Below are 22,865 nucleotides of genomic sequence, written 5' to 3' on the forward strand. Positions count from 1 at the left end.
CGTTCCAAACCGCGACAATCTGTGCCCATGCAGAGCATGGTTTGTTTCGGGTAAACTGTAAGCTGAAGTTTCCTTACCGAGTTTTGATCCATTGCGAGTGTTAGCCATGCAACGTTTCCGTTTCTCACCCCATGTCGCAATGATGGTTTGCGCGGTTGTTTGCGTTTCGGTCGCGGGGTGTCGTGAAGAGATTCCGGTCACTTTTGAGCCCAACTTTGTCCATGCGATGAAGTATCAAATTAAAGACAACGTCTCGATGGACCAAGCGTCCGAGGATGCGGTGTGGGTCGTGACAAAAATGTTTGGGACGCCCAACGAGCCGAAGTTGCCCGACTTCGTGAGCGAGGAAGAGGACTTTGCCGATTGGCTGGATCTCGATCGGCTCGTTCGTGCTTCCGGGCCGGCCGATGCCGAGGGGCGTGGTTTGTATCGCAAGCACTGTGCGTTGTGTCACGGGGTGACTGGGAATGGACGCGGCACCACCGCAGCGATCTTGAATCCCTATCCTCGCGACTATCGCATGGGGGTGTTCAAGTTCAAGTCGACACCGCTGAGCTACAAGCCCACGCGTGAAGACCTAGCCCGAGTGATTCGTGACGGGATTGCGGGAACGGCCATGGTCAAAATCCCTGAGCTATCCGAAGAAGACGTTCAAGCGTTGACCGATTACGTGATCTACTTGTCGTGGCGTGGCGAGACCGAGCGCGCTTTGATTGACGACGCGGTGATGGAGGGCGTTGATTTCGAAGGAGGCGAACGCATCATCAATCCGGAACTAGCGAACAGTCCCGACGAAGAAAAGAAAGAAGAATTTACAGAGGCATGGGAGATTTCGGAGGAGATCGCGATGGGCGTCGCCGAAAGTTGGCTCGAAGCGGACGACGAAGTGCTCGAAGTCCCTGAACCTCCTGCCGATTTTCCGGTTGCGAATTCGCACAAGGATTTCATCAAGCTAAGCCAAGGCGATCAAGCGGAAGCGTTGGCAAAGTCGGTTGCTCGAGGCAATGAGTTGTTCCTAGGCAAAGTGGCATCTTGCAGCAAATGCCACGGCGAGAAGGGACTCGGCAACGGCCAGACGACCGACTACGACGAATGGACAAAGGATTGGACGGCGCGAATCGGAATCAAACCCGAAGACCGCGAGTCGTTGATCCCGTTGCTTGCTCGAGGCGCGTTGCCACCGATCAATGCGATTCCACGAAACTTCGCCGAAGGCTTGTTTCACGGAGGTTCGGATTCCAGCGATCTGTATCGCCGAATTACGCAAGGGATTGATGGAAGTCCGATGCCCGCAGCCACCTTTGTCGAAGGTCAATTCGAAGAGCAGGATGTTTGGCATCTGATCAACTTCATTCGTTCGTTGCAAACGGCCGATGCGGGGGACACGAATGCGACGCCCAGTGAATCGGTCGGTGAATCGCCCAGCCAATCGGTCGGTGCCGAGCCCAAAGCAAGCCCCGCGATTTAGCGTCGTTCGCTACGGGGCCGCTACGGCGTCGCACATCGGTGTTCGGGGTAGCGCGACTCGCCAAGTGTTTCGCACTGGAGTGGTGTGCTCGAAAAGTCTTGGTGACTTTCGCGACCCAAAATGCGATTCGCTCTGACTGAAGTTGCCCCTTTCCTTTTCAAAAATTTAATTAGTCAAAGCAATTATGAGCGAGCAAGAAGCGAAACGCGAAAGCAAACACTTTATTCAACAGGCGATTGATGCCGACCTGGCTGCCGGTCGCGCGTCAGGCGTGTTCACGCGGTTTCCGCCCGAGCCCAACGGCTACCTGCACATCGGTCATGCCAAAAGCATTTGCTTGAACTTTGGATTGGCGAAGGAATATGGCGGGACTTGCAACCTTCGTTTCGATGATACCAATCCGGCGAAAGAAGAAACCGAGTACGTCGAATCGATTCAAGAAGACATCCGTTGGTTGGGCTTTGATTGGGACAGTTTGCATTTCGCTAGCGATTATTTTGATCAGCTTTATGAATGGGCCGAGCGGTTGATCAGCGAGGGGGACGCCTATGTTTGCGATCTGACCGCCGAGCAAACTCGCGAGTATCGAGGGACGTTGACTGAACCGGGACGCAACAGCCCGTTTCGAGATCGGAGTGTTGAAGAGAATCTTGATCTATTTCGCAAGATGCGTGCGGGTGAGTTCGCCGATGGCTCGCGAGTGTTACGAGCGAAGATTGACATGGCCTCGCCGAACATGAATCTGCGAGACCCCGTGATGTACCGTATCTTGCGAGCGACGCATCATCGCACCGGGGATAAATGGTGCATCTATCCGACTTACGATTGGACGCATGGACAAAGTGATTCGATCGAAGGGATTACGTTTTCGATCTGTACCTTGGAATTTGAGAATCATCGCCCGCTCTATGACTGGTACTGCGAAAAACTTGGCATCCATCATCCGCGGCAGATTGAGTTTGCCAAGCTGAAGCTCAGCACGCTGTTGATGGGGAAACGTCACATGCTACGGATGGTCAAAGAGGGCTACGTCAGCGGTTGGGACGATCCTCGCATGCCGACGATCTCGGGGTATCGCCGCCGAGGCTACACGCCCGAGTCGCTCCGCAACTTTTGTGCGGATGCGGGGATCGCGAAATTCAACAGCACGATCGATATCATTCGGCTCGAAAACGCCGTTCGTGAACATCTCAATGCCGTCGCTCTCAGGCGAATGGCGGTGTTAGATCCTATCAAGCTAACGATCACGAATTGGCCTGAGGGCAAGGTCGAGATGACCGAGGCGATCAACAATCCCGAAGATCCTGCGGCGGGCAAACGCGAGATTCCTTTCTCCGGAAGCCTATGGATTGAGCAAGACGATTTCCGCGAAGAAGCTCCACGCAAATTCTTTCGTTTGAAGAAAGGCGGCGCGGTTCGTCTGCGTGCGGGATACATCGTCGATTGCCACGATGTGGTCAAAGACGCTGATGGCAACGTGATCGAGATCCTTTGTACCTATGACCCCGAAACCAAAAGTGGCTCCGATTCATCGGGACGTAAAGTCAAAGGAACCATTCATTGGGTTAGCGCTCAACACGCGGTCGAGGCGGAAGTCCGCTTGTATGACCGACTGTTTACCGTGGAAAACCCAGGCGACCCCGAGGAAGGCAAAACCTTTGTCGATTACCTGAACCCCGATTCGCTCAAAGTGATCACGGGGTACCTTGAACCTGCACTGGCGGAAGCCAAAGCGGGGGATCGTGTGCAGTTCGAGCGATTGGGGTACTACGTGGTCGACCCTGATACAACGCAGCAGAAGATGGTGTTCAATCGGATCGTTTCGCTTCGTGACACCTGGGGCAAAATGGAAGCCAAAGGCAAAGCGAATTAAGACGGAGTGTTTTCTTAACCACCCCGTGCGGTTTGTTTTGAGCAAGTCGCCCACGTGTGAGCGACCGGGGCGTCACGCGTTACCCGGCGCGTTGCCAGAGCGTTTGGCTTAGTAAACGTTTGGCTTAGTAAACGTCGTTTTCGCCGCTGCCGGGCAATCGCGATCCTAACCCGACGCGTGCGTTTTGGAGTTGCGTTATTTGAAGTCCTTTGTTGACGCTTTGGGTTACGGCTTGCCGAAGCCGGTCGCTCTCAAAAAAAACAGGCCACGGTAAACCGTGGCCTGTTCATTGTTGAGTTTCGATTCTGCGGAATGGAGCTAGCTGTTGTTCACGTTCGCGACTTCCGCTTTTTCGCTGGAATCGTCCGCTTCTTCGCCTTCTTCGACCGGTGCCGCGTACCCTCCGGCGGCGAGGACTTGTTGTTTGATCTCATTGGCGACATCGGTGTTTTCGATCAAGAAGTTACGCGCCTTCTCTTTGCCTTGCCCCAGATACGTTTCACCGTATTTGAACCATGCACCGCTGCGGTTGACGATATTGTGCGTCGTGCCGAGATCCAACAAGTCTCCTTCGTAGCTGATCCCGTTGCTGTGCATCATATCGAACTCGGCGATGCGGAATGGCGGGGCGACCTTGTTTTTAACGATCTTCGCTTTAACGCGTTGGCCGACTTGCTCTTCGCCGTCTTTCAGGGCTCCGATACGACGGACGTCGATACGGCACGAAGCGTAGAACTTCAGAGCTCGACCCCCTGGGGTCGTTTCAGGGCTGCCGAACATCACGCCGACCTTTTCACGGATCTGGTTGATGAAGATCACACAGCACTTGCTCTTGGCGATCGCTCCAGTCAACTTTCGCATCGATTGGCTCATCAAACGGGCTTGTAGACCCACATGGCTGTCGCCGATCTCGCCTTCGAGTTCTTTCTTAGGGACCAATGCGGCGACCGAGTCGATGATGATCACATCGACGGCGTTGCTCTTGACCAGCATTTCGCAGATTTGCATCGCTTCTTCACCGCTGCTGGGTTGGCTGACCAGTAGCGTGTCGAGTTCGACGCCAAGTTTTTTGGCCCAACTAGGATCAAAGGCATGTTCCGCGTCGATGATCGCAGCGATGCCGCCGAGTTTCTGTGCTTCGGCACCGATGTGCAGTGCCAGCGTGGTTTTACCGCTTGATTCCGGACCGTAGACTTCGATGATCCGTCCCCGAGGCACTCCGAATCCTCCGAGCGCCATGTCCAAGCCAAGGCTACCCGTCGGGATGCCGTCAATCTTGAATTTCTGGTTCGCTCCGAGCGGCATGATCGCCCCTTCGCCGAAGCTCTTTTCGATTTGCTGAAGGGTGGTCTTTAATCCAGGCTCACGGGAAAGGATTTCCTTCAAGTTTGGATCGACTTTTGCGCCTTTGGATGCCGCTGATTTTGCTGCTTTCTTAGCCACTGTGTTATTCCCTTTCAGAAAATCCCCATGAAAGTTCCCGGACCTCTGAGGTGAAAACTTTCAGGGTCGTGAACGTCTTAATCGTACCGGTGTAAAGCGAGAATGCCAAGCATTGCGTTTGTTTTCGCGGTGACTTGCTTGATGAAACTTGCGTTGCCGTCCGCTTTACTTGCCACACCCTAAGTATCAGAGGTGGGGCTGACACGTCTGGTCAACGACCCAATGTTTTCTGGAATATTCTCGCCGTCCCCCCGCCAGCGAGAAGAGCGGCGTGACAATCGGTATTGCTTGCAACCCTTGCCTCACCGCGAGCGCTCGGCCAGTGCGAAGCACATGCAAATCGCACACCGGCGATGCCGCTGTCTCTAAAAGTCGGTTCGAGAAAAGTAGACGCAGCTGATCGTCAACATTACTGCGATGAAGATCGCACAGTTCAGCACGGGGGCAAGGATCTTGTAGCGGACGAGTTCCACGGGGCCCGCTTCGTCGCGATCGCGTTCAAAAGTGGATTCTCCGCTCACGATCGCAGCGATGGTGCCGCCAAGTTCGCTCGTCTGTGGCGTGAGGAGGCGAAGGGGGCCGATCAGGTAGCGGTCGATTTGACGCCAATTGGAAAGATGCGGACGCAGCGCGAGTCGAGACTGCAGTGTATCTGCGTCGAGCAAGTCGACTTGGTCGATGTGGTGAGCCACCATCAGCGTTGCGGATGGCGTGTCAAATTCGATGGCTTCGATGTTGGACAGTTCCAATGATGGGCTGACCGTCCAGGCTTGATCGGCGACGCGACGCGAGACGATGCGGCATCGCTGGTCACTTGTCAAAACGGCAAACCGTTGAGCGTCCCCCAACGCCACCGACGAAACCACCGTCAAACGATCCGGTAATGGGAGGGTTGCTGTCGTTTGCAGCGTTTGTCGATCGAGAACTTGAAGTGGCCCTTCTCCGCAGGTCAATAGCACCGCTTCGCCACTGATCGCGAGGGATGCAAAGCGTGGCAATTCAATATCGAGGGTTCGTGTTACTGCGACGGAACCCAGTCCGGTCGGAGGCGTCGTGGAGCGGTCATTCTTGCTAAGTTCGATTCGAGTTACTTCCTTGCCGCTCAAGAGAAGCAGCGTGTCGCCTGCGGAATTGATGCCAACGCTCCGCGGCGGCGACAGCAGAACGCCCTGGGGGAGAATGTCTTGGAATCCGTCGGTGGCGGCACCCATCATGCTGGCAAGTTTGTCGAACCAGTTGTTGGACTTGGCCTCCGAGTCTTGTGGCGGTGTGTTGTCGCCGTTTGCCGACGTTTGCCCCCACGCATCGCGAATCTCCTGCTTGTTTGTGATCGAGATTCCGCTGGAGTTAATCGCGAACAAACCGTTGTCGGCATTGATCAATCGCACCGTTGCAGTGGGGAGTCGCAAACTAGGGGTTCCGCGCCACTGGTTTGATTTGCTTAGCACCAACAGGTCGAATCCTCCCAATCCAAACGGATTGAAGCGACCTCCACGGACCACTGCGGTAACCACGGTTGCGTCATCGATGGCCACGGGGGCTAAGACACGGTTGCGTCCGATTGCATCGGATTCATAGATGGCGTCCCAGTGATTGGCCGTCGAGTCCCAGCGCTGTAGGCCTTCGCCACGCGTTGTCGCAAACACCTCGTCGCCCGCGATCGTGATGTGATCGATCGTGTCCGGTCGGGTAACGAATCCGTCAAAGAAACCGCCGATCAAGCCGACCACGACTAGATAGGCACCGAACATGCATGTGATTCCAATGGCCAGGATTGGAGATCGAAAGCGAAGGCCTGCGAGCGTCGAGACGCTGTAGAAAACCGCAAACACGAATACGGAAACCGGGATACAGAGCAGTAGTCTGGGGTTCCAGACATCCAAGCGAAGGCCTGCGATGAAATACAGTCCGACAATCAACTGGATGACGCAGAGGAAAACGAAGGCACATCCGCCAGCGAATTTGCTGAGTAGCAGCAGCCACCGCGAAATCGGTTTGCTAAGTAGCAAATGGAGTGATCCGGGCAGCAGCATGTCGGGGATGATCGAGGCGGTGACGAGAATGCCGAGAAAGACGAGGATGAAGCCGAGTAGCCAATTGATGATCGTGGGAACGACAAATTGATTTAGCAGGATCAAAAATTGGGTTTTGTCGACCGCAAACCGCGCTGGGAAATCCATTCCTAAATAGGTCAGCATGATCGATCGCGCTGATCGCGACTCGAACACTCCGGGGATCGCCGCTTCGATGCGCAAGCGAACGCGGCGTTTGCGGAGCGGTTCGTCGATCTCGGCGGCATCAAGGTCGTCAAGTTCGCGAAGCTCACGTAATCTTGGGGTCGATTTCCAGAGCTCGGCATCGTACCACGACTCGTCATCGAACAGCGTGTTCAGCGCATCGGACAACGTGGTGAAATAGAACCGCACATCCTCGCCCTTGCCCACTTGGCGCAGTTCTCGTTTGACGTCTTCGGGTAACGCGTTGGCAATTTTCCCAGCGGGAGTGTTGGCTTGGCTTGGGTCCGCAATTCCCCCTGCGAGCAGCGCCTTCAAACGCCCTCCGTTATCGATGTCGCGATCGCGGAACGTGGTCGTGAAGTCTTCGCGATATCCAATCGGTGACAATGCACCCAGCAGTAACCAGATCGCGATAAACGCCACCCACAAGATCCGTGAGGCCAACGCCGCGTGAAAGGAGTCGCGGATGACCGTAAGGTAGGGCCACCAACGTTTCATGTGGATTCCTCAGAGCGAGAGACTTCGCGCATAAACGTTTCCTCGAATGATTCACGTTTTCGCGTGATCTCTCGTATCGATACGCCCTGTTGTCGCAAACGATCGACTACCTGATCGACTTCCGCTTGAGAGGACAGCGGTAATGTGAACCGCAACGGGGACTCCGAAACGCGATTCGGTTTCGAACGATGGTAGTCGTTTTCCGGGGCCAACTTTATCGCCGGGAACATTTGGGTGAGCTCCGCAGTCGCTTCGTGCTCGGAGGATTCGGCAAAGTGAGTCACCACTTCGAACGCCACTTCTTCGCAGCGATCAAATTGAGTCAGTTCATCGATCCGTCCGGCAACGCGAATCTTGCCATGGGACATGATCGCGACACGCGAGCAAATCTGTTCGACTTCTTGCAAGATATGGCTGTTCAAGAAAATCGTTTTTCCCGATTCTCGCAAACGGTCAATCACCTTGCGGACTTCGTTGCGACCCACCGGATCAAGTCCGTCGGTCGGTTCGTCCAGCACGAGTAAATCGGGATCATGCATTAACGCTTGAGCGAGCCCGAGGCGCTGGTACATCCCCTTGCTAAATTGTGGGACCAGCTCTCGATCGCGTCCTCGCAAGCCAACCAGTTCTAACAGTTCGTCACTTCGTCGCTCGATTTCAGCGCCGGACATCTGGCTCATGCGTGCGTAGTAACGCAGTGCCGATCTCGCCGAATGGTGTCGGTCGACGCGCAATGATTCGGGTAGGTACCCCACACGCATTCGCGCGGCAATGCTTCCCGCGGGGGAACCAAACAGCGATGCGGATCCTGAGCTGCTGCGAACGACGCCGAGTAGAATTTTGATCAGCGTCGTTTTGCCGGCACCATTTGGGCCAAGCAATCCAAAGACCTCACCGGCGCGAACCTGTAGCGTGGCGCCGCGCAGTGCCTCGACCACCCTGCGCCCGCGAAACGACCAAGTCGTATACTTCTTTTTCAGATCCGCGATGTGGATGACGACCGGATTCGATGAGTCCTGGCCAGACTCGCCATCGACGACGCATGCCTGCGAACTCATTTCAAGATCGTGATCGTTGCGAGCCGTGGTGTCCAATCTCTAGGCCGACAAAATGCGGAGCAAGAGATACGACAACCAGATAAGCGTTACCGCGACCAAACCAATCGCCAACCACCGGTGAGCGGGTTGTCGCCACGATGGGGGATGGACTTCGCGTTCATAGAGGTGGCGGAATCGCTCGCGTTGCGGTTCGGATTCAAAAACGCCGTCGTCGACCAATTCGTGCAGTCCGAATTGGACGGAATACTCGACCACTCCGAATACATTGTGCCGGAGACGGTCGTCGTCGATGCCGATGCTTTCAAAATACCAGAGCTGGTTTCCGAAAGCTTGTTCGGATTCGCAGGATTCATCCACGCAGCGCAACTGAATAATGTCGCTTTGATCAGGACAAAAGCGTGCACGAGTCATGGCGCGGTTACAATCCAAACGTACCTGCCGAATCGTTCGTTCAGAAAAACGCCGTGTTCTTGTTTCAGCACCCATCGGCCTGCTCCAGTGTACGCCGCTAAGGAGGATCTCAACGCCTCATTACCATCATTATTGCCAATTTATACATTAGCGTCACTGGCAGAATCAAAGAATTTCCAAAGTCCAGTGCGAAGTGCCCACTTTATTTTCCGTAAACCGAATCTCTTGTCAGCTGGGCTGATGCATATTCTACCCTTTGTTGGGGGGGATGTGTTCGGTTGGCTGTTTTTTTCCTCTTGATGACTCGCTGTGTAGTTCTCTATGGCCTCAAGTATGTTTGAACGTCGTTCCTTGACGGCTCCCATCACATTGGGAGTGGTGATGATCGTCATCGTCGTTGTGTTAGCGGCCGTTTGGGTGATCGCCAGCTGGTTGAGCGCCCAGGGAGGGCAGGCTTCGAAGCCCGTTTTTTGGGTGATTCTTGCCACCGGAGCGATCCTGCTTGCCGGAATGCTGGCCGGTTCGATCGCCTATCTTACTTTGACGGTCAAGGCGGTGAATTTGAATCGACGGCAATCGAACTTTATTGATTCGGTTACCCACGAGCTGAAAAGCCCGATCGCTTCATTAAAGCTCTATTTGCAAACCTTGACTCGGCGAAGCGTTGGCGAAGAGCAGCAGAAGGATTTTCATCGTTTCATGCTTGAAGATGTTGAGCGACTCGATGCCTTGATCAATCACCTGCTCGATGCCGCTCGGATCGAACGAGGAACCGAGCCGAGTGAGAGCGAGCGTGTCCGTTTGGATCAGTTGTTGATCCAATGCAGTTCCGCAGCCTGCTTGCAGTATCGAGTTCCGCAGGACACGATCACGGTCGATAGCCCCCCAATCACGCTGCGTAGCCAACCGGTGCAGTTGGAAATCTTGTTTCGAAATCTCATTGATAACGCGGTAAAGTATGGCGGGACACCCTCGCGGGTAGCGGTAACGGTTCGGGTTACCGGCGACCAGCAAGTCGTGGTGTCGATCATCGATAACGGAAATGGCATTCCGGCAAACCAGAAACGTAAAGTGTTTGGACGGTTCGTGCGGTTGGGTAACGAGTTGGAGCGTAGTCAGCCGGGCACCGGGCTGGGGCTTCATCTGGTTCGCAATGTGACCAAAACGGTGGGAGGAACCGTGCGGATCTTGGATCGCACCGACCAACCGGGAACGGAATTTCAAGTCACCCTTGGTGGGCTGGTCGCCAGCCCCGAAACGAGTTCACCGTAGGTCCAAGGCGCAGACCGACGAGGACAATCGCGAAAGGCATTAAATAAGCAGTCATCATGAGCGCTCATATTCTAGTTGTTGAAGACGAAAAGCATCTCGGGGTTGGCATCAAGTACAACCTCGAAGCGGAGGGGTATCGGGTGTCGTTGGTCGAGGACGGGCCGACGGCTTTGCGTTTGATCGAGTCCAGTACCGTTTCGATCGATTTGATGGTGCTCGATTTGATGCTGCCCGGAATGAGTGGCTATTCGGTATGCGAGTCGATACGCGAAAGTGGCTCGATGATTCCGGTGTTGATGTTATCAGCCAGGACGCTTGCGGAAGACCGAACACGCGGATTTGATGTCGGTGCAAATCAATACATGAGTAAGCCGTTTGAGCTGGATGAGCTGCTCAGTCGGATCAAAAACTTGCTGCAAATTTCCGGGGGTGAGCGCAGTAAGCCCGCGGCCAAGAAGCAGCGGGCCACGGTGGATAAGATCCAATTTGGATCGGTGAACGTTGATTTTGAAACGCACGAAGTGCTGGTCGCTGGCAAGTCCGTGCGGATGACGCCCAAGGAGCTGCGGCTGCTTCGTTACTTCGTCGAAAATCCCAACCGAGTGATTCGTCGCGACGAACTGTTGAGCGAAGTCTGGGGGATGTCGGGAAATCTGCAGACCCGTGCGGTCGACCAATTCATCGCGCGGCTGCGAAAGATCATTGAGCCGGATAGCTCGGTCCCGGTTCATCTTTTGACGATTCGTGACGCCGGCTACCGATTTGTCTTGGAGCCCAACCCAAGCGAACGCGATGGGAGCTAGCCCGTGTCATGCGCAATGCGACGCGTCTGTTTTGAAGTCGCGCTGTTCGATGGGGCCGGGCCGAAGGCTCCCCGATTTGCCAGGAGCAATGTGGCAAATGGCGTAGGGTTCAGGCCGTAACGGCGTTCGCCAGAGCAGGGGCGAGCGTCGGGGATTGCTCACGACATCAAGTGTAAAAATGCGACCGCAAGGGACGACCGCAAGAGATAGGGCCAATCTCGCTCGTTCTTGCCCCCCGATGAAGCCAGGCCACGAAAAAAGCCAACCTGCTTGTACAGCAGATTGGCTTTTAGTGGATTTGAACCGCATATTTGCGGATCCGATATTTTGATTACTCGTTGCTGGAAGCAGCGACGGTTTCGCTTTCTTGTGCTGGCGCTTCGGACTCAAACGCAGGGCGTTCGGCTTTGCGCTTCACGCGGTCGTTTTTGCCAACCAGTTCGAGGATTGCTCGGGTGCCGGCATCGCCGAGTCGTGGCTTGGCCAAACGCAGGATGCGTGTGTATCCACCTGGGCGTTCGACGAAGCGTTCCGCGATGGTGTCGAACAGGATGCTGGTAGCTTGGCGATCGCCAATCAGTTGCACCACGCGTCGTTGAGCGGCAACGACGGGGGCACGAGCGGCAGCCCATTTCTTCCAGTCATCGCTGGTTCGCCATTTCTTGTATGCGTCGCTGCCACGTTCGGCAGGAGCAGCGTACTTGCGAGCTTCTTCAGCCGCAGGAATGGACTTTTTCGCGATCGTGATGCACTTTTCAACCAAGGGGCGAACCTCTTTGGCTTTGTGCAGGGTCGTGATGATACGGCCTGTCACCTTCGGCGCGTTGTCGTCGAGGGATGCATCGCGTTCAGTAAGGAATAGAGCACTGGCCAAGTTCTTCAGCAGCGCCTTGCGGTGGCTAGGACTTCGTCCAAGCACGCGGCCTTTTCGTCGATGTCGCATGGCGGAATATCCGTCAAAAGTTTCTAAGGGAATTTGTAAGGGGGTCGTTGATGGCTGGGGGCCATCTTAGAACAAAGGTTGGTTTGGCACTCGCATGCCAAGATGCAAACCGTACTGTGAGAGTTTCTCGCGTACTTCGTTTAGCGTTGTGTCGCCAAAGTTGCGAACTTCAAGCAGTGCGTCTTCGGAGCGTTGCACCAAGTCGCGAACGGTCATGATGTTTTCGCTTTCCAAGCAATTGTTTGCTCGGACCGACAATCGCAGATCGCCCAGCGTCATGTTGAGCTTCGCTTCGAGTTGTGCCTCGGGCGATCCCGTTCCCCCGCGTGCTGCCGAGAAGATACTCGGGCCGAGTTCGCGGTATTGAACGAATGGGTTGAGGTGCTTGCGGAGAATCTTCGCCGATTCCACCAACGCCAACTCAGGGCTCACGCTGCCATCGCTCCAAACTTCCAGCATCAGGCGGTCGAAGTTAGTCTTTTGACCAACACGAGTTTCCTCGACTTCGTAACGCACACGCGTGATCGGGCTGAAGACCGCATCGATTGGAATGATTCCAATCTCGTGGTCCACGCTGCTGTGTTCAGTGCTCGGGACGTAACCACGACCGTTTTCAACGACCATTTCCATCATGAATGGAACGTCGTCTGTGAGGGTCGCAATGACGTGATTTTTGTTGATGATCTCAACGTCGGCATCGGTTTGGATGTCGGCGCCGGTGATCGGTCCCGCTTTATCGCGTTCGACCGTGATCACGCGAGTGGCTTCGGTGTGATTGCGGACGACGAGGCTTTTCACGTTCAACACGATCTCAGTCATGTCTTCCATCACCCCAGGAATGGTGGTGAATTCATGCTGAGCGCCGCGGATTTTGATTTGCGTGACCGCACTGCCCATCAAGCTGCTCAGCAGCACGCGTCGCAGGCTATTGCCCACGCTTGCACCAAAGCCACGCTCGAAAGGTTCAGCCGAAAATTTTCCGTAGGTCGATGTGAGGGTATCGCGATCGACTTCGAGCGAGCTTGGAAGTTCCATGCCACGCCATCGAATGTGCATCGTCATAAAGCCTCAATATGTGGTTTGAGTGTGTTGGGATGGTAGCGGCTGCGAGCATAGCGGGGCTTACAGCCGCAGCCGAGTTGCAAACGCGGAAGGGGAAGCCGCAGGTTACACGCGTCGCTTTTTGCGAGGACGGCAACCGTTATGAGGGATCGGAGTCACTTCTTCGATCAACTTCACATTCAAACCTGCTGCTTGAAGCGAGGTAATCGCACTCTCGCGACCTGAGCCTGGGCCCTTCACGCGGACTTCAACGTCACGCATGCCGAACTTGGTGGCCTTCTCGGCAGCTTGCTGTGCCGCACATTGGCCGGCGAACGGAGTGCTTTTACGGCTTCCTTTGAAGCCACTGGTTCCGGCACTCGCCCAGCACAACGTGTCACCCTTGGGATCGGTGATGGTGACGGTGGTGTTGTTGAACGTTGCGTGGATGTGCGCAATGCCGCTGGTGACGTTACGGCGAACTCGCTTCTTTTTATTTGTCTTTGCCACTGCAAAGTCTCTATCAGTGAAGGTTGTTGAGGTGGTGGAAGTTGACGCTGAAGGTGGGAGGCATGGCGAGCAGGTTGGCGGTGCCAACTCGCTCGGCCATCAGACTTGCTAGCGCAAATCCTTGACGCCCTTCTTGCCTGCAACGGTCTTGCGTGGGCCTTTACGGGTCCGAGCGTTCGTTTTGGTTCGCTGGCCACGGACAGGCAAACTGACGCGATGTCGGATGCCGCGATAGCAGCGGACTTCGCGAAGTCGGTTGATGTTTTGAGTGATTTGACGACGAAGGGGGCCTTCGACGGTGTAGTCACGCTCGAGTAATGCGGTGATTCGGCTGAGTTCATCCTCAGCTAGGTCGTTTGCGATTCGAGTCGGCTCAATCCCAAGCTTTTCGCACACCTCACGGGCCGTATGCAGACCGATCCCAAATAAATAGGTCAGCGAATATTGGATTTGCTTGTCGTTTGGCACATCGACGCCCATCAGACGGGGCATAGCTTAACTCCTGAAGTATCGATCAGATGGTCGGCAAAATACGACGAACACGTTGGGACATCATCGGGATGTAGACGGTGCATCGGCCAAGAATTCCGGACTATACCGTCTGGCCCCCTTTTTGCTCAATGGGGACGTGGGATGATTTTTCTAAGAATTTCTGCGAACCATGCGGAGGAACTCCGTGGGAACACTGTTTTTCGCAGAGGCGGGGAGTCGAGTTTGTTCGATTTGAAGGAAATTAGAGAGGTCGATCTGCAGAATCGTGTCGCCCGAAACCGTTGACCAGACACGAGTTAGCCACACTTCGTCACACTCCGGTATCAACTGGTGGTAGACCTCCGCTCCGCCTACGACAAACACGTCTCGATTGACAAGTGCCCCATTAGGGGTGGCGGAAGTTTCCGTCAGAGCGGTGGCGGATTGTTCGGCTAGTTTTAGCGATTCCGCAGGGTTTTCCGCTCGTAGTACCCCTGCGCTGTGCCAATCGGGGTTGCGCGTGATCACGATGGTGCGACGCCCGGGCAGCGGTCGCCCAATGGAATCATAGGTGCGGCGCCCCATGATCAAGGTGCCTCCCATGGTCAGGCTTTTGAACCGCTGAAGATCGCTGCGCAGCCGCCAAGGCATGTCGCCATCCTTGCCAATCACCCCCGTAGGGGTCATGGCAACCAACGCGATTACGCGAGATTGACGGGCCGATCGAGATTGACGGGCCGATCGAGATCGAGGGGCCGAGGAAGTGAGGTCGCCGCTTGGGTTCATACCGCGATCGGGGCTTTGATGCTTGGATCGGGGTTGTAGTCGATCAGTTTAAAGTCGTCGAAAACAAACCCGTCGAGTGTGTCGGGGGCAGATTGAATTTGCATCTTGGGCAGCGGTTTGGGGTGCCGTGTGAGTTGTTCACGCGCCTGATCAAAGTGGTTTCGGTAGAGATGGACGTCGCCGAGCGTGTGGACAAAATCGCCCGCCTCGAGCCCGGTCACCTTCGCCATCATCATGGTGAGCAAGGCGTAGCTGGCGATGTTGAAGGGAACGCCTAAGAACAGATCGGCGCTGCGTTGATAGAGTTGGCAAGACAACTTTCCGCCGGCCACGTAGAACTGGAACAGCAAATGACACGGGGGCAGTGCCATTTGATCGATCTGGTGGACGTTCCATGCCGAAACCACCAGACGCCGAGATTCGGGGTTTTCGCGGATCTCTTGGGTGACTCGGGCGATTTGGTCGATCGTCTCGCCGTTTCCTCCCTCCCAGCAACGCCACTGTTGTCCATAGACCGGGCCAAGGTTGCCATCCTCATCGGCCCATTCGTCCCAAATGCTGACGCCGTTTTCACGCAAGTAGTGGATGTTCGTATCGCCAGAGAGAAACCACAGCAATTCATGCAAAATCGAGCGGACGTGGAGTTTCTTGGTCGTCAGCAAGGGGAATCCTTCGCTGAGGTCAAAGCGCATTTGACGACCAAACAATCCTCGGGTCCCCACGCCGGTGCGGTCGTCGCGGTCCAAGCCATGATTCAAGACTTCATCGAGCAGTTGTAGGTAAGTTCGCATCGTAAGAAGTTTGGGCGGAGGAGGGAGAGAGGTGATCGACGGCAGCGAAGGTTACCGGCCAATCGTGAGTGGCTAAATTCTATGTAGGAAAGTGTTCTCTTCCGAGAGGAAGCAGCGGAAGACTGGGCGATTTTGCGTAGATCCGTAGTGCGGGCCCCGAAAAGGATGCAGGCCCCGGAAAGGTGGACCCCAAAATTGCCTCGTGAAGCGTCAGCGGGGGGAGTGCTTGTTCGCCAAGCGTTCTGTGTTCGCCAAGCGGTGCGGGTAGCGGTGTCCCTGAAAACAATGGGGGGGCTGCTGCTCTCTATCGCGATCCGATTCGCCAGCTGAAAAATCGCTTCATGAATTTATCTTATCGGCTGTGCCTCAGGGACGCGTCCAGTCAATCGTCCAGTGTCGATCGCTCGTGCTCTGAACGCAGTCGGGATCGATTCCACATGCCTGGGCAATCTTGCGGATTTCATCGAGCGTCAGAGCGGCGTGCAGCGATTGTCGCAGCAATTGCTGGGCGACTTCGTTTTCATCACCGGCGTGTAATTGAACGAGCCTTTCCAAAGCCGCTTCGGTGTCCGGACGCATCAGGTCTCGAATGAAGACACGACCTTCGGTTTTGACCAAGCGCATCGCGGTCTTGATCGTGGACGCGGGATTTTCCAAGTGATGTAGCAAGCTATTCGAAACGACCGTATCGGCGATCTCGTCTTCATACGGTTCCATCGATTTCGCATCCGCCTGGTGAAGCGAAATTTGATACAGCATGCCAGCAAGATCAATTTCGATCTTGGCTAGATCGAGCATCTCGCCCGATAAATCGATGCCCATCACTTCGATCGTGGGGGCCCGCGAGGCGATTTCGATGGAGAGGATCGCCGGCCCGCAACCGAGATCGATCACTCGGGGGCCCGTGGATCCGCCAGCGAAGAGGTCGTCGACAAAGCAGCGATTGACCGCCGAATGGTTCATCTCAAGGTAAGCCACCGCTTCGTCAAGCCCATCCATGGTCTCGGGTTCAAGGGTGCGAGAGAGTGTCACGTTGTGGTTCCAGCAAAAAGGATAGCGAGGGAGGCTAACGCGGCGAGCTATTTTTGCGCGTGCATTCTAAACACTCGGCGTTTTATGTGTTTATCTTTCTACTAAAATGGCTGCACGCCTATCCCAAAACGGGGTTTGCTGGCTACGATCGATCCTTCGTGAATACCTCTCTAGGGAGGCGCTTGCTTTGACGGGCCGTCGTGGATGGGGGCCGCGAGTGGACGGTCGACGTCACGGCCCACGCATCGCGGAGAATTGTTCGCCCACCCCGTCGGATATGTTACGGCGGGTCACGCTGGCGAATCCCACTCTTTGAAGACAGCTAGAAAGACGATGATTGATTTAGGAAAGTTTAATGTTCTGGGGATCAACGTCAGTGCGATCGATTACGAATCGGCCGTGCAGCAAGTTGTCGAAGCGGGCCGCAAAGGCGAACCGCTCGCGGTCACCGCGTTGGCGGTGCACGGGGTGATGACAGGAGTCGGAGATCGTGAGCACCAGTACCGCTTGAATCAGTTTGATTTGGTGTGCCCCGATGGCCAACCGGTTCGTTGGGCGCTGAATCGGTTGTACGGGTGTGGGTTGTCCGATCGCGTCTATGGTCCGAATTTGACGTTGAAAATTTGTGAAGCGGCGGCGGCGGCAGGAGTCTCGATCTTTTTGTTTGGTGCGACCCAAGAGATGCTCGATGGTTTTGCCGAGAATCTCGGTGCACAGTTCCCGAAACTTCAAATTGCCGGAAAGCGAGCGTCCAAATTCCGCCACTTGACGGTTGCCGAGCGGGATGAGTTGGCCGCCGAGATTCGCAGCAGCGGTGCTGGGATTTGCTTCGTCGGTCTCGGCTGTCCTCGCCAAGAGGTGTTTGCCTATGAGATGCGTGAGCGAGTCAGTATGCCGATGATCGCGGTGGGAGCCGCGTTTGCATTTCACGCTGGGAAGCTGGCCCAAGCCCCGCCGTGGATGCAGCGTCTTGGCTTGGAATGGCTGTTTCGTTTTACTCGCGAACCGAAGCGATTGTGGAAACGCTATGCCACGACGAATCCCGCGTTTGTCTCTTTGTTCGCGTTGCAAAAGCTGCGTCTTTATAAACGGCACCCCGAGGCAGGGGTTAAACCGCAAAGCGATGTGTTGTTTGGCTAACGCAAACGCGGCACGCGCCGGAGGGCTCTCCGGGCAAGAGCCTGGGAATGAGAGCTTCACGGGGGGCGTATAAGTCCCGTTTTGCGGATCGTAGGGATGTTTATTACACTGTGGGCGTCCCACCTTCCCCCTCCCTCTCTCGTGTGAAAGCCTCTCCTGTGACAAAACCTAGGATGCGTTCGTTCCGTGTCGCTGTTTCCGCCCTCTTGCTGATCGGCGGATGCACCTCGCTTGGCTTGTTGATTGGGATGAAGGTTGCCGATCCGCCAGGGATGCAAATGAAGATGTTCGCCGATGCGTTTTTGGAAACGCTCGACGAAAAGCAAGCCGCTCTCGTGGCGAAAGACTATGATTCGGCCGAACGAGTTGATTGGCATTTCATACCGATGCCAACTCGCAAAGGTTTGGTTTTGAAGGAGATGAACACGGCTCAGCGAACCGCGGCGCTGCGTCTGTTGCGTTCGGCACTGAGCGAAGCGGGTTACGGCAAGGCGAGCAAGATCATGTTGCTCGAAGGCGTGCTTCGCCAATTGGAAGGTCCCGGCAGCGAATCGCGACGCGACTCTCAAAAATATTACGTGACGATCTTCGGTACTCCCAGCGAAACCGAACTGTGGGGTCTCAGCTTCGAAGGGCATCACCTCTCGCTAAACTTCAGCTGCCGTGACGGCAAGTTGGTCGACAGCTCGCCACAATTCTTTGCGACCAATCCGGCAAAAATCATGAGCGATGTCGAAGGACCGCTGGGCAAGGGGACGCGCGTGCTGAGCGAGGAAGAGGATCTGGGCTTTGAGCTCGTCAACCGCTTGGACGAAGCTCAGAAGAAAGTCGCCATCATCGACGAAAAAGCGCTCAAAGAAGTGCGTTTTGCCGGAGAGCCACAGCCTCAAGTCGGTGAGCCTGAAGGGATCGCTTTTGACAAGTTGTCGCCGAAACAGGCCGAGTTATTGAAACGGCTCGTCGGCGTTTATGTCGATGCGGTTCCTGAAAAGACGGCTCAAACGCGTCGTGAATTGATCGAGACCAACGGATGGCAGCACGTCTATTTCGCATGGGCCGGAGCCCTGGAGCCAGGGATCGGACATTACTATCGCATTCGCGGTAAAGATTTTTTGATTGAGTTTGTGAACACTCAGGCGGATGCATCGGGGAATCCTGCGAATCATATCCACTGCGTCTGGCGTGACCTGACTGGCGATTTTGACTTGCCGATCAAATAGACTTCGGTTGGTGAAAGCGAGGGACTGATCAGCGAGGGACTGAGTCAAGAGTGAGATTCCCTCGCTGACACGTTTAGCTTACCAACCCCGGGGCGATCTGCCGGGGAAGGTTTTGGTGATCGTTCCTGGTAAGGCACTATGCTCGATTGGTTAAAGCATCTGCGTGAGCGATGGGATAATTGGTGCGGTGATCGCGACATGGAGCTGGCGATTCGCAAGCATCTTTCGGAAAACGGCTACTATGGCCGCACCGCCAAGTTAAAGAGCGTGCGGATGGTTGCGGTGCAGCGCCCCGGTTGGTTCCAAGTGTTTCGCTTTGAAGCGACCGCGCGTAGGGTACCACCCCATTTGTTAAGCGAGGCCCATTCGTCAGGCCAGGCCGGTTCGTCAGGCGAGGTCGATTCGTCCGACGAGGTTCCCGACGCGGCCCCCGTTTATGACGAATTGTACGGGTTGGTGAAGGATGACATTCGTCACAAGATCAATGTGGTCCGAGTGTTTGACCGCGAAGACGAGCGGCGTGCGCTGTTCGTGCGTTGGAGCGAAGGACTGATTTGCCTGCGTGGTGCTCACGGGCTGAAAAGTCCTTAGAATCGTACGCGTGTGAGACGTGTTTCCCTTAACTCAAATGGATTGAAAATGTCGAGGCTTCTGTGCTCGTTCGTTGTCGTTGCCGGATTGTCGGCAAGTGGTTTGGTCGTGAATTCCGCCGTGGCAGCAAAGCCTCCTACCGTGGCCTCGGCCGCGGTCGCCGAGGCCGCTCGGACCGAAACCGAGCCCGATTCGAAGGCGGATTCCGATTCGAAGGCGGATTCAGCGGCTGTGGCTGCAGCCAAGTCGCAGGTTCCTGAAACGGGAGCCCAAGAGCGGGCCTTGGTCGACAACGTACGGCAGTGGACGTTCGAGGGCCGCCGCGCCGGTGAAGGTTACTTTAGCGCTGATGCTCGTCACATGGTCTTCCAAAGTGAACGGGATCCCGCGAACCCGTTCTATCAAATCTATCTCACCGATCTGGAAACGGGTGACATTGAAAAAGTGTCTCCAGGAATCGGCAAGACGACCTGTGCATGGATCCATCCCGAGGGCAATCGAGTGTTGTTCGCTAGTACGCACGAGGATCCTGCGGCAAAGCAAAAGCAAGAGGACGAGATTGAACTGCGAGCCAGCGGGAAGCAACGCCGCTACGCTTGGGACTACGACGAGAACTACGAATTATACGAGCGGGTTGCCGATGGCCAGTACAACCGCTTGACCGAAGCGCAGGGCTACGATGCCGAAGCGAGCTACAGCCCCGATGGAACTCAGATCGTCTTCGCGTCCAATCGCGAAGCCTACTCGCGTGAATTGACGGCCGTCGAGCAAGCAAAGTTTGAGATCGATCCGGCGTTCATGATCGATTTGTACATCATGAATGCCGATGGCACGAATGTGCGCCGCTTGACCACCGAGCCGGGTTATGACGGAGGCCCGTTTTTCTCGCCTAACGGAGAGCGAATTTGTTGGCGACGTTTTTCCGAGGACGGAGCCACCGCTGAAATCTTTACGATGAACATCGACGGTAGCGACGTTCGCCGTTTGACCGATTTTGGAGCGATGAGCTGGGCTCCGTTTTATCACCCCAGCGGCGACTACTTGATTTTCACGACCAACAAACATGGTTTCGCAAATTTTGAGCTCTACCTCGTTCGCGCCGATGCTCAGGGGGAACCAGTCCGGGTGACGTATACCGATGGTTTTGATGGACTGCCCGTCTTCTTGCCCGACGCTAAGCGATTATCGTGGACCTCGACGCGCAGCAAAGGAAAGCGATCCCAAATTTTCATCGGCGATTGGAACGACGCCCATGCACGTGAACTGCTGAAGCTCGAATCTGAGTCCGAGTCGAGTGAGGATCGCTTGGCTGCGGTCGCGTCCGCAGAACACACCTCGCCCGAGTTTTCACCCGCCGATGTGATGCGGCATGTTGATTATTTGACACGCCCCGAATTGGCCGGACGAATGACCGGCAGCGACGGGGAACGCCGCGCTACGGCGTATGTGGCTGCCTATTTACAAAGCCTCGGGTTCGAGCCCGCTGGTGCCAACGGCAGCTTCTTTCAAGAGTTCGAGTTCCCCGCCGGATCTAGCTTGACCGCTGCGAATGCGATGGCACTGGGCGACAAAACGCTCGATTTGAATCAACAGTGGCGTCCGCTTTCATTTTCAAGTGACGGAGAAATCGAGGCGACGGAAGTCGTTTTTGCGGGCTATGGCATGAGTGTGCCCGGTGGCGACGACGTCGAAGAATACGATAGCTACGTGCATCTCGATGTTGCCGGTAAATGGGTGTTGGTGTTTCGCGATTTGCCCCAAGAGATCACTCCCGAGCGACGGCAACAGATGGCGCGTTACAGTTCGCCACGCCGCAAAGCCACCGTCGCACGCGACCACGGGGCCAAAGGGATCCTCTTTGTGGCGGGGCCAACCAGCAAAGTGACTCGCGAATTGATTCACTTTGATCGCGACGCGTCCCAGGCTGGCGTCAGCATCGCGGCGCTGACGATCACCAATCAAGTGGCGGAGGAAATGTTCCAAATCGCCAACAAGAAGCTGGGCGAAACCCAAGCAACGTTCGATGATGGTTCGCCACAGATGGGATTCCCGCTGGAGGGTGTCTCCGTTTCATCGACCGTGGGTATCGAACGCAAGACGGGGATCGGACGAAATGTAATCGCGCGATTGCCGGTCCAACCGAATCGTCAAACGTATCCGGTCGTCATGATCGGGGCTCACGTGGACCATCTTGGTCGCGGCGGCGGCAGTAATAGTTTGGCTCGTGATGACGAGGAACAGTCCATTCACTTTGGTGCGGACGATAACGCCAGCGGCGTCGGCGCTATGCTCGAAATCGCACAGCACCTTGCCGCTGAGAAATCGGCGGGCCGATTGAAACCGAAGCGAGACTTGTTGATCGCGGCGTGGAGCGGTGAAGAATTAGGGTTGTTCGGATCCCAGCATTTTGTCAGCGAGTTTTACACGCTGTATCCTCAGGCGCCGCAGCCGATAACGAATGCCGCTGCGGATGGCGAGGCGAATCCTCACGCTCATGCTCACGCTCATGGCGTCAGCAGCGATGCGGAGCCTTTGACGCAGGCGATGGCAGCCTACCTAAACCTCGACATGGTGGGACGACTGCGTGAAAAGTTGATCGTTCAAGGGATTGGTTCGTCCCCGGGATTTGAAAACGAGGTCCAACGCCGCAACGGTCCGGTCGGCTTGGAATTGCAGTTGGATAAAACCAGCACGCGATTGCCGACCGATGCATCGGCGTTTGTGGCTCGCGATGTGCCGATTCTGTCCGCGTTCACTGGGGCTCACGAGGATTATCACACGCCACGCGATACAGCGGACAAGGTGAACTATGACGGTGCTGCAAAAATCTCGCGTTTGTTTGCGCTGTTGACTCGCGGGTTTTTGATTGCGGACGAACCGCCCAAGTTTGAACTCGATGAAGGCGAGAAACGGGGGGAAACGCCTCGCGCGGTACTCACCGCCTACCTTGGGACGATCCCCGACTACGCTGCGGGCGAGGTCAAAGGCTTGAAACTGAGCGGTGTTGCCGGCGGGGGGCCTGCGGCAAAAGCAGGGGTCAGCGGAGGTGACGTGATCGTTCGCTTGGCAGGGCGTAAAATCGAAGATATCTACGATTACACTTACGCGATCGAAGCCTTGAAGATCGGGGAGGAAGTCGAGATCGCCGTTCAGCGAGGCGAAAAGACCGTGACCATGAAAATCACCCCCACCGCACGCGAATAGCCTCGGTGGGCTTCGGTTAGACTTGGTGGGACAGTCGTCGAGCCGGTCATCGACGACGCGGGCTAGGCTTCCA

At 55.6% G+C, this 22,865-nt stretch carries 19 protein-coding genes; 8 read left to right on the forward strand and 11 right to left on the reverse strand.

All coding sequences use genetic code 11. From position 1 onward, the window contains the following. Positions 1-106: 106 nt before the first annotated feature. A complete protein-coding gene (locus tag Pla52o_RS03335; RefSeq protein ID WP_146593132.1) occupies positions 107-1,468 on the forward strand; it encodes a c-type cytochrome in 1,362 nt (453 codons plus the stop codon). 184 nt (positions 1,469-1,652) lie between these two features. After that, the gene (locus tag Pla52o_RS03340) at positions 1,653-3,341 is read left to right on the forward strand and encodes a glutamine--tRNA ligase/YqeY domain fusion protein (RefSeq protein WP_146593133.1); all 1,689 of its coding nucleotides are present in this window, start codon (positions 1,653-1,655) and stop codon (positions 3,339-3,341) included. Between the two features lie 318 nt (positions 3,342-3,659). Here Pla52o_RS03340 and recA read toward each other — a convergent pair whose 3' ends face one another. From recA to Pla52o_RS03360, 4 genes are all read right to left on the reverse strand, one after another. Further along, the gene (recA, locus tag Pla52o_RS03345) at positions 3,660-4,784 is read right to left on the reverse strand and encodes a recombinase RecA (RefSeq protein WP_146593134.1); all 1,125 of its coding nucleotides are present in this window, start codon (positions 4,782-4,784) and stop codon (positions 3,660-3,662) included. Between the two features lie 365 nt (positions 4,785-5,149). Then, entirely contained in the window at positions 5,150-7,519 is a 2,370-nt protein-coding gene (locus Pla52o_RS03350) for an ABC transporter permease (RefSeq protein WP_146593135.1), read from the reverse strand. Continuing rightward, positions 7,516-8,577, reverse strand: coding sequence for an ABC transporter ATP-binding protein (locus Pla52o_RS03355; protein ID WP_146593136.1), 1,062 nt, complete (start codon positions 8,575-8,577; stop codon positions 7,516-7,518). The genes Pla52o_RS03350 and Pla52o_RS03355 overlap by 4 nt, the downstream gene beginning before the upstream one ends. A 39-nt stretch (positions 8,578-8,616) precedes the next feature. After that, positions 8,617-8,934, reverse strand: coding sequence for a hypothetical protein (locus Pla52o_RS03360; RefSeq protein WP_231612053.1), 318 nt, complete (start codon positions 8,932-8,934; stop codon positions 8,617-8,619). A 387-nt stretch (positions 8,935-9,321) separates the two neighbouring features. Between Pla52o_RS03360 and Pla52o_RS03365 the strand changes: the two genes are divergently transcribed. Further along, positions 9,322-10,260: a sensor histidine kinase gene (locus tag Pla52o_RS03365; protein ID WP_231612054.1), complete on the forward strand. Its 939-nt coding sequence runs from the start codon at positions 9,322-9,324 to the stop codon at positions 10,258-10,260. Positions 10,261-10,316: 56 nt separating this feature from the next. Beyond that, a complete protein-coding gene (locus tag Pla52o_RS03370) occupies positions 10,317-11,063 on the forward strand; it encodes a response regulator transcription factor (RefSeq protein WP_146593139.1) in 747 nt (248 codons plus the stop codon). 331 nt (positions 11,064-11,394) lie between these two features. Here the strand turns inward: Pla52o_RS03370 and Pla52o_RS03375 are convergent, their stop codons facing one another. From Pla52o_RS03375 to Pla52o_RS03405, 7 genes are all read right to left on the reverse strand, one after another. Then, on the reverse strand, positions 11,395-12,006 hold the full coding sequence (locus tag Pla52o_RS03375) for a bL17 family ribosomal protein (protein ID WP_146593140.1): 612 nt from the start codon (positions 12,004-12,006) through the stop codon (positions 11,395-11,397). Between the two features lie 66 nt (positions 12,007-12,072). Next, positions 12,073-13,068, reverse strand: coding sequence for a DNA-directed RNA polymerase subunit alpha (locus Pla52o_RS03380; protein WP_146593141.1), 996 nt, complete (start codon positions 13,066-13,068; stop codon positions 12,073-12,075). A 105-nt stretch (positions 13,069-13,173) separates the two neighbouring features. Next, positions 13,174-13,557, reverse strand: coding sequence for a 30S ribosomal protein S11 (rpsK, locus tag Pla52o_RS03385; RefSeq protein WP_008696448.1), 384 nt, complete (start codon positions 13,555-13,557; stop codon positions 13,174-13,176). A gap of 108 nt (positions 13,558-13,665) precedes the next feature. Continuing rightward, complete coding sequence (gene rpsM / locus Pla52o_RS03390) at positions 13,666-14,037, reverse strand: 30S ribosomal protein S13 (RefSeq protein ID WP_146593538.1); 372 nt, start codon at positions 14,035-14,037, stop codon at positions 13,666-13,668. 162 nt (positions 14,038-14,199) lie between these two features. Continuing rightward, on the reverse strand, positions 14,200-14,814 hold the full coding sequence (locus Pla52o_RS03395; RefSeq protein ID WP_146593142.1) for a dihydrofolate reductase: 615 nt from the start codon (positions 14,812-14,814) through the stop codon (positions 14,200-14,202). Continuing rightward, positions 14,811-15,605 carry a thymidylate synthase gene (locus tag Pla52o_RS03400; RefSeq protein ID WP_146593143.1) on the reverse strand — a complete coding sequence of 265 codons (795 nt, stop codon included), beginning with the start codon at positions 15,603-15,605 and terminating at the stop codon, positions 14,811-14,813. Before Pla52o_RS03400 ends, Pla52o_RS03395 begins: the two co-directional genes overlap by 4 nt. Before the next feature lie 366 nt (positions 15,606-15,971). Beyond that, positions 15,972-16,637: a class I SAM-dependent methyltransferase gene (locus Pla52o_RS03405; protein ID WP_231612057.1), complete on the reverse strand. Its 666-nt coding sequence runs from the start codon at positions 16,635-16,637 to the stop codon at positions 15,972-15,974. Between the two features lie 333 nt (positions 16,638-16,970). Between Pla52o_RS03405 and Pla52o_RS03410 the strand changes: the two genes are divergently transcribed. The 4 genes from Pla52o_RS03410 to Pla52o_RS03425 all read left to right on the forward strand — a co-directional run bounded on the left by Pla52o_RS03410 (position 16,971) and on the right by Pla52o_RS03425 (position 22,792). Next, positions 16,971-17,777 (forward strand): WecB/TagA/CpsF family glycosyltransferase, encoded by an 807-nt coding sequence (locus Pla52o_RS03410; protein WP_146593144.1) that lies wholly within the window; start codon positions 16,971-16,973, stop codon positions 17,775-17,777. 173 nt (positions 17,778-17,950) lie between these two features. Further along, a complete protein-coding gene (locus Pla52o_RS03415) occupies positions 17,951-18,997 on the forward strand; it encodes a DUF3500 domain-containing protein (protein ID WP_146593145.1) in 1,047 nt (348 codons plus the stop codon). A gap of 138 nt (positions 18,998-19,135) precedes the next feature. Then, complete coding sequence (locus Pla52o_RS03420; protein WP_146593146.1) at positions 19,136-19,588, forward strand: hypothetical protein; 453 nt, start codon at positions 19,136-19,138, stop codon at positions 19,586-19,588. Between the two features lie 48 nt (positions 19,589-19,636). Continuing rightward, entirely contained in the window at positions 19,637-22,792 is a 3,156-nt protein-coding gene (locus tag Pla52o_RS03425) for a M28 family peptidase (protein ID WP_231612058.1), read from the forward strand. Positions 22,793-22,865 lie beyond the last annotated feature (73 nt).

It is taken from the genome of Novipirellula galeiformis (genome assembly GCF_007860095.1).
GTDB lineage: Bacteria > Planctomycetota > Planctomycetia > Pirellulales > Pirellulaceae > Novipirellula > Novipirellula galeiformis.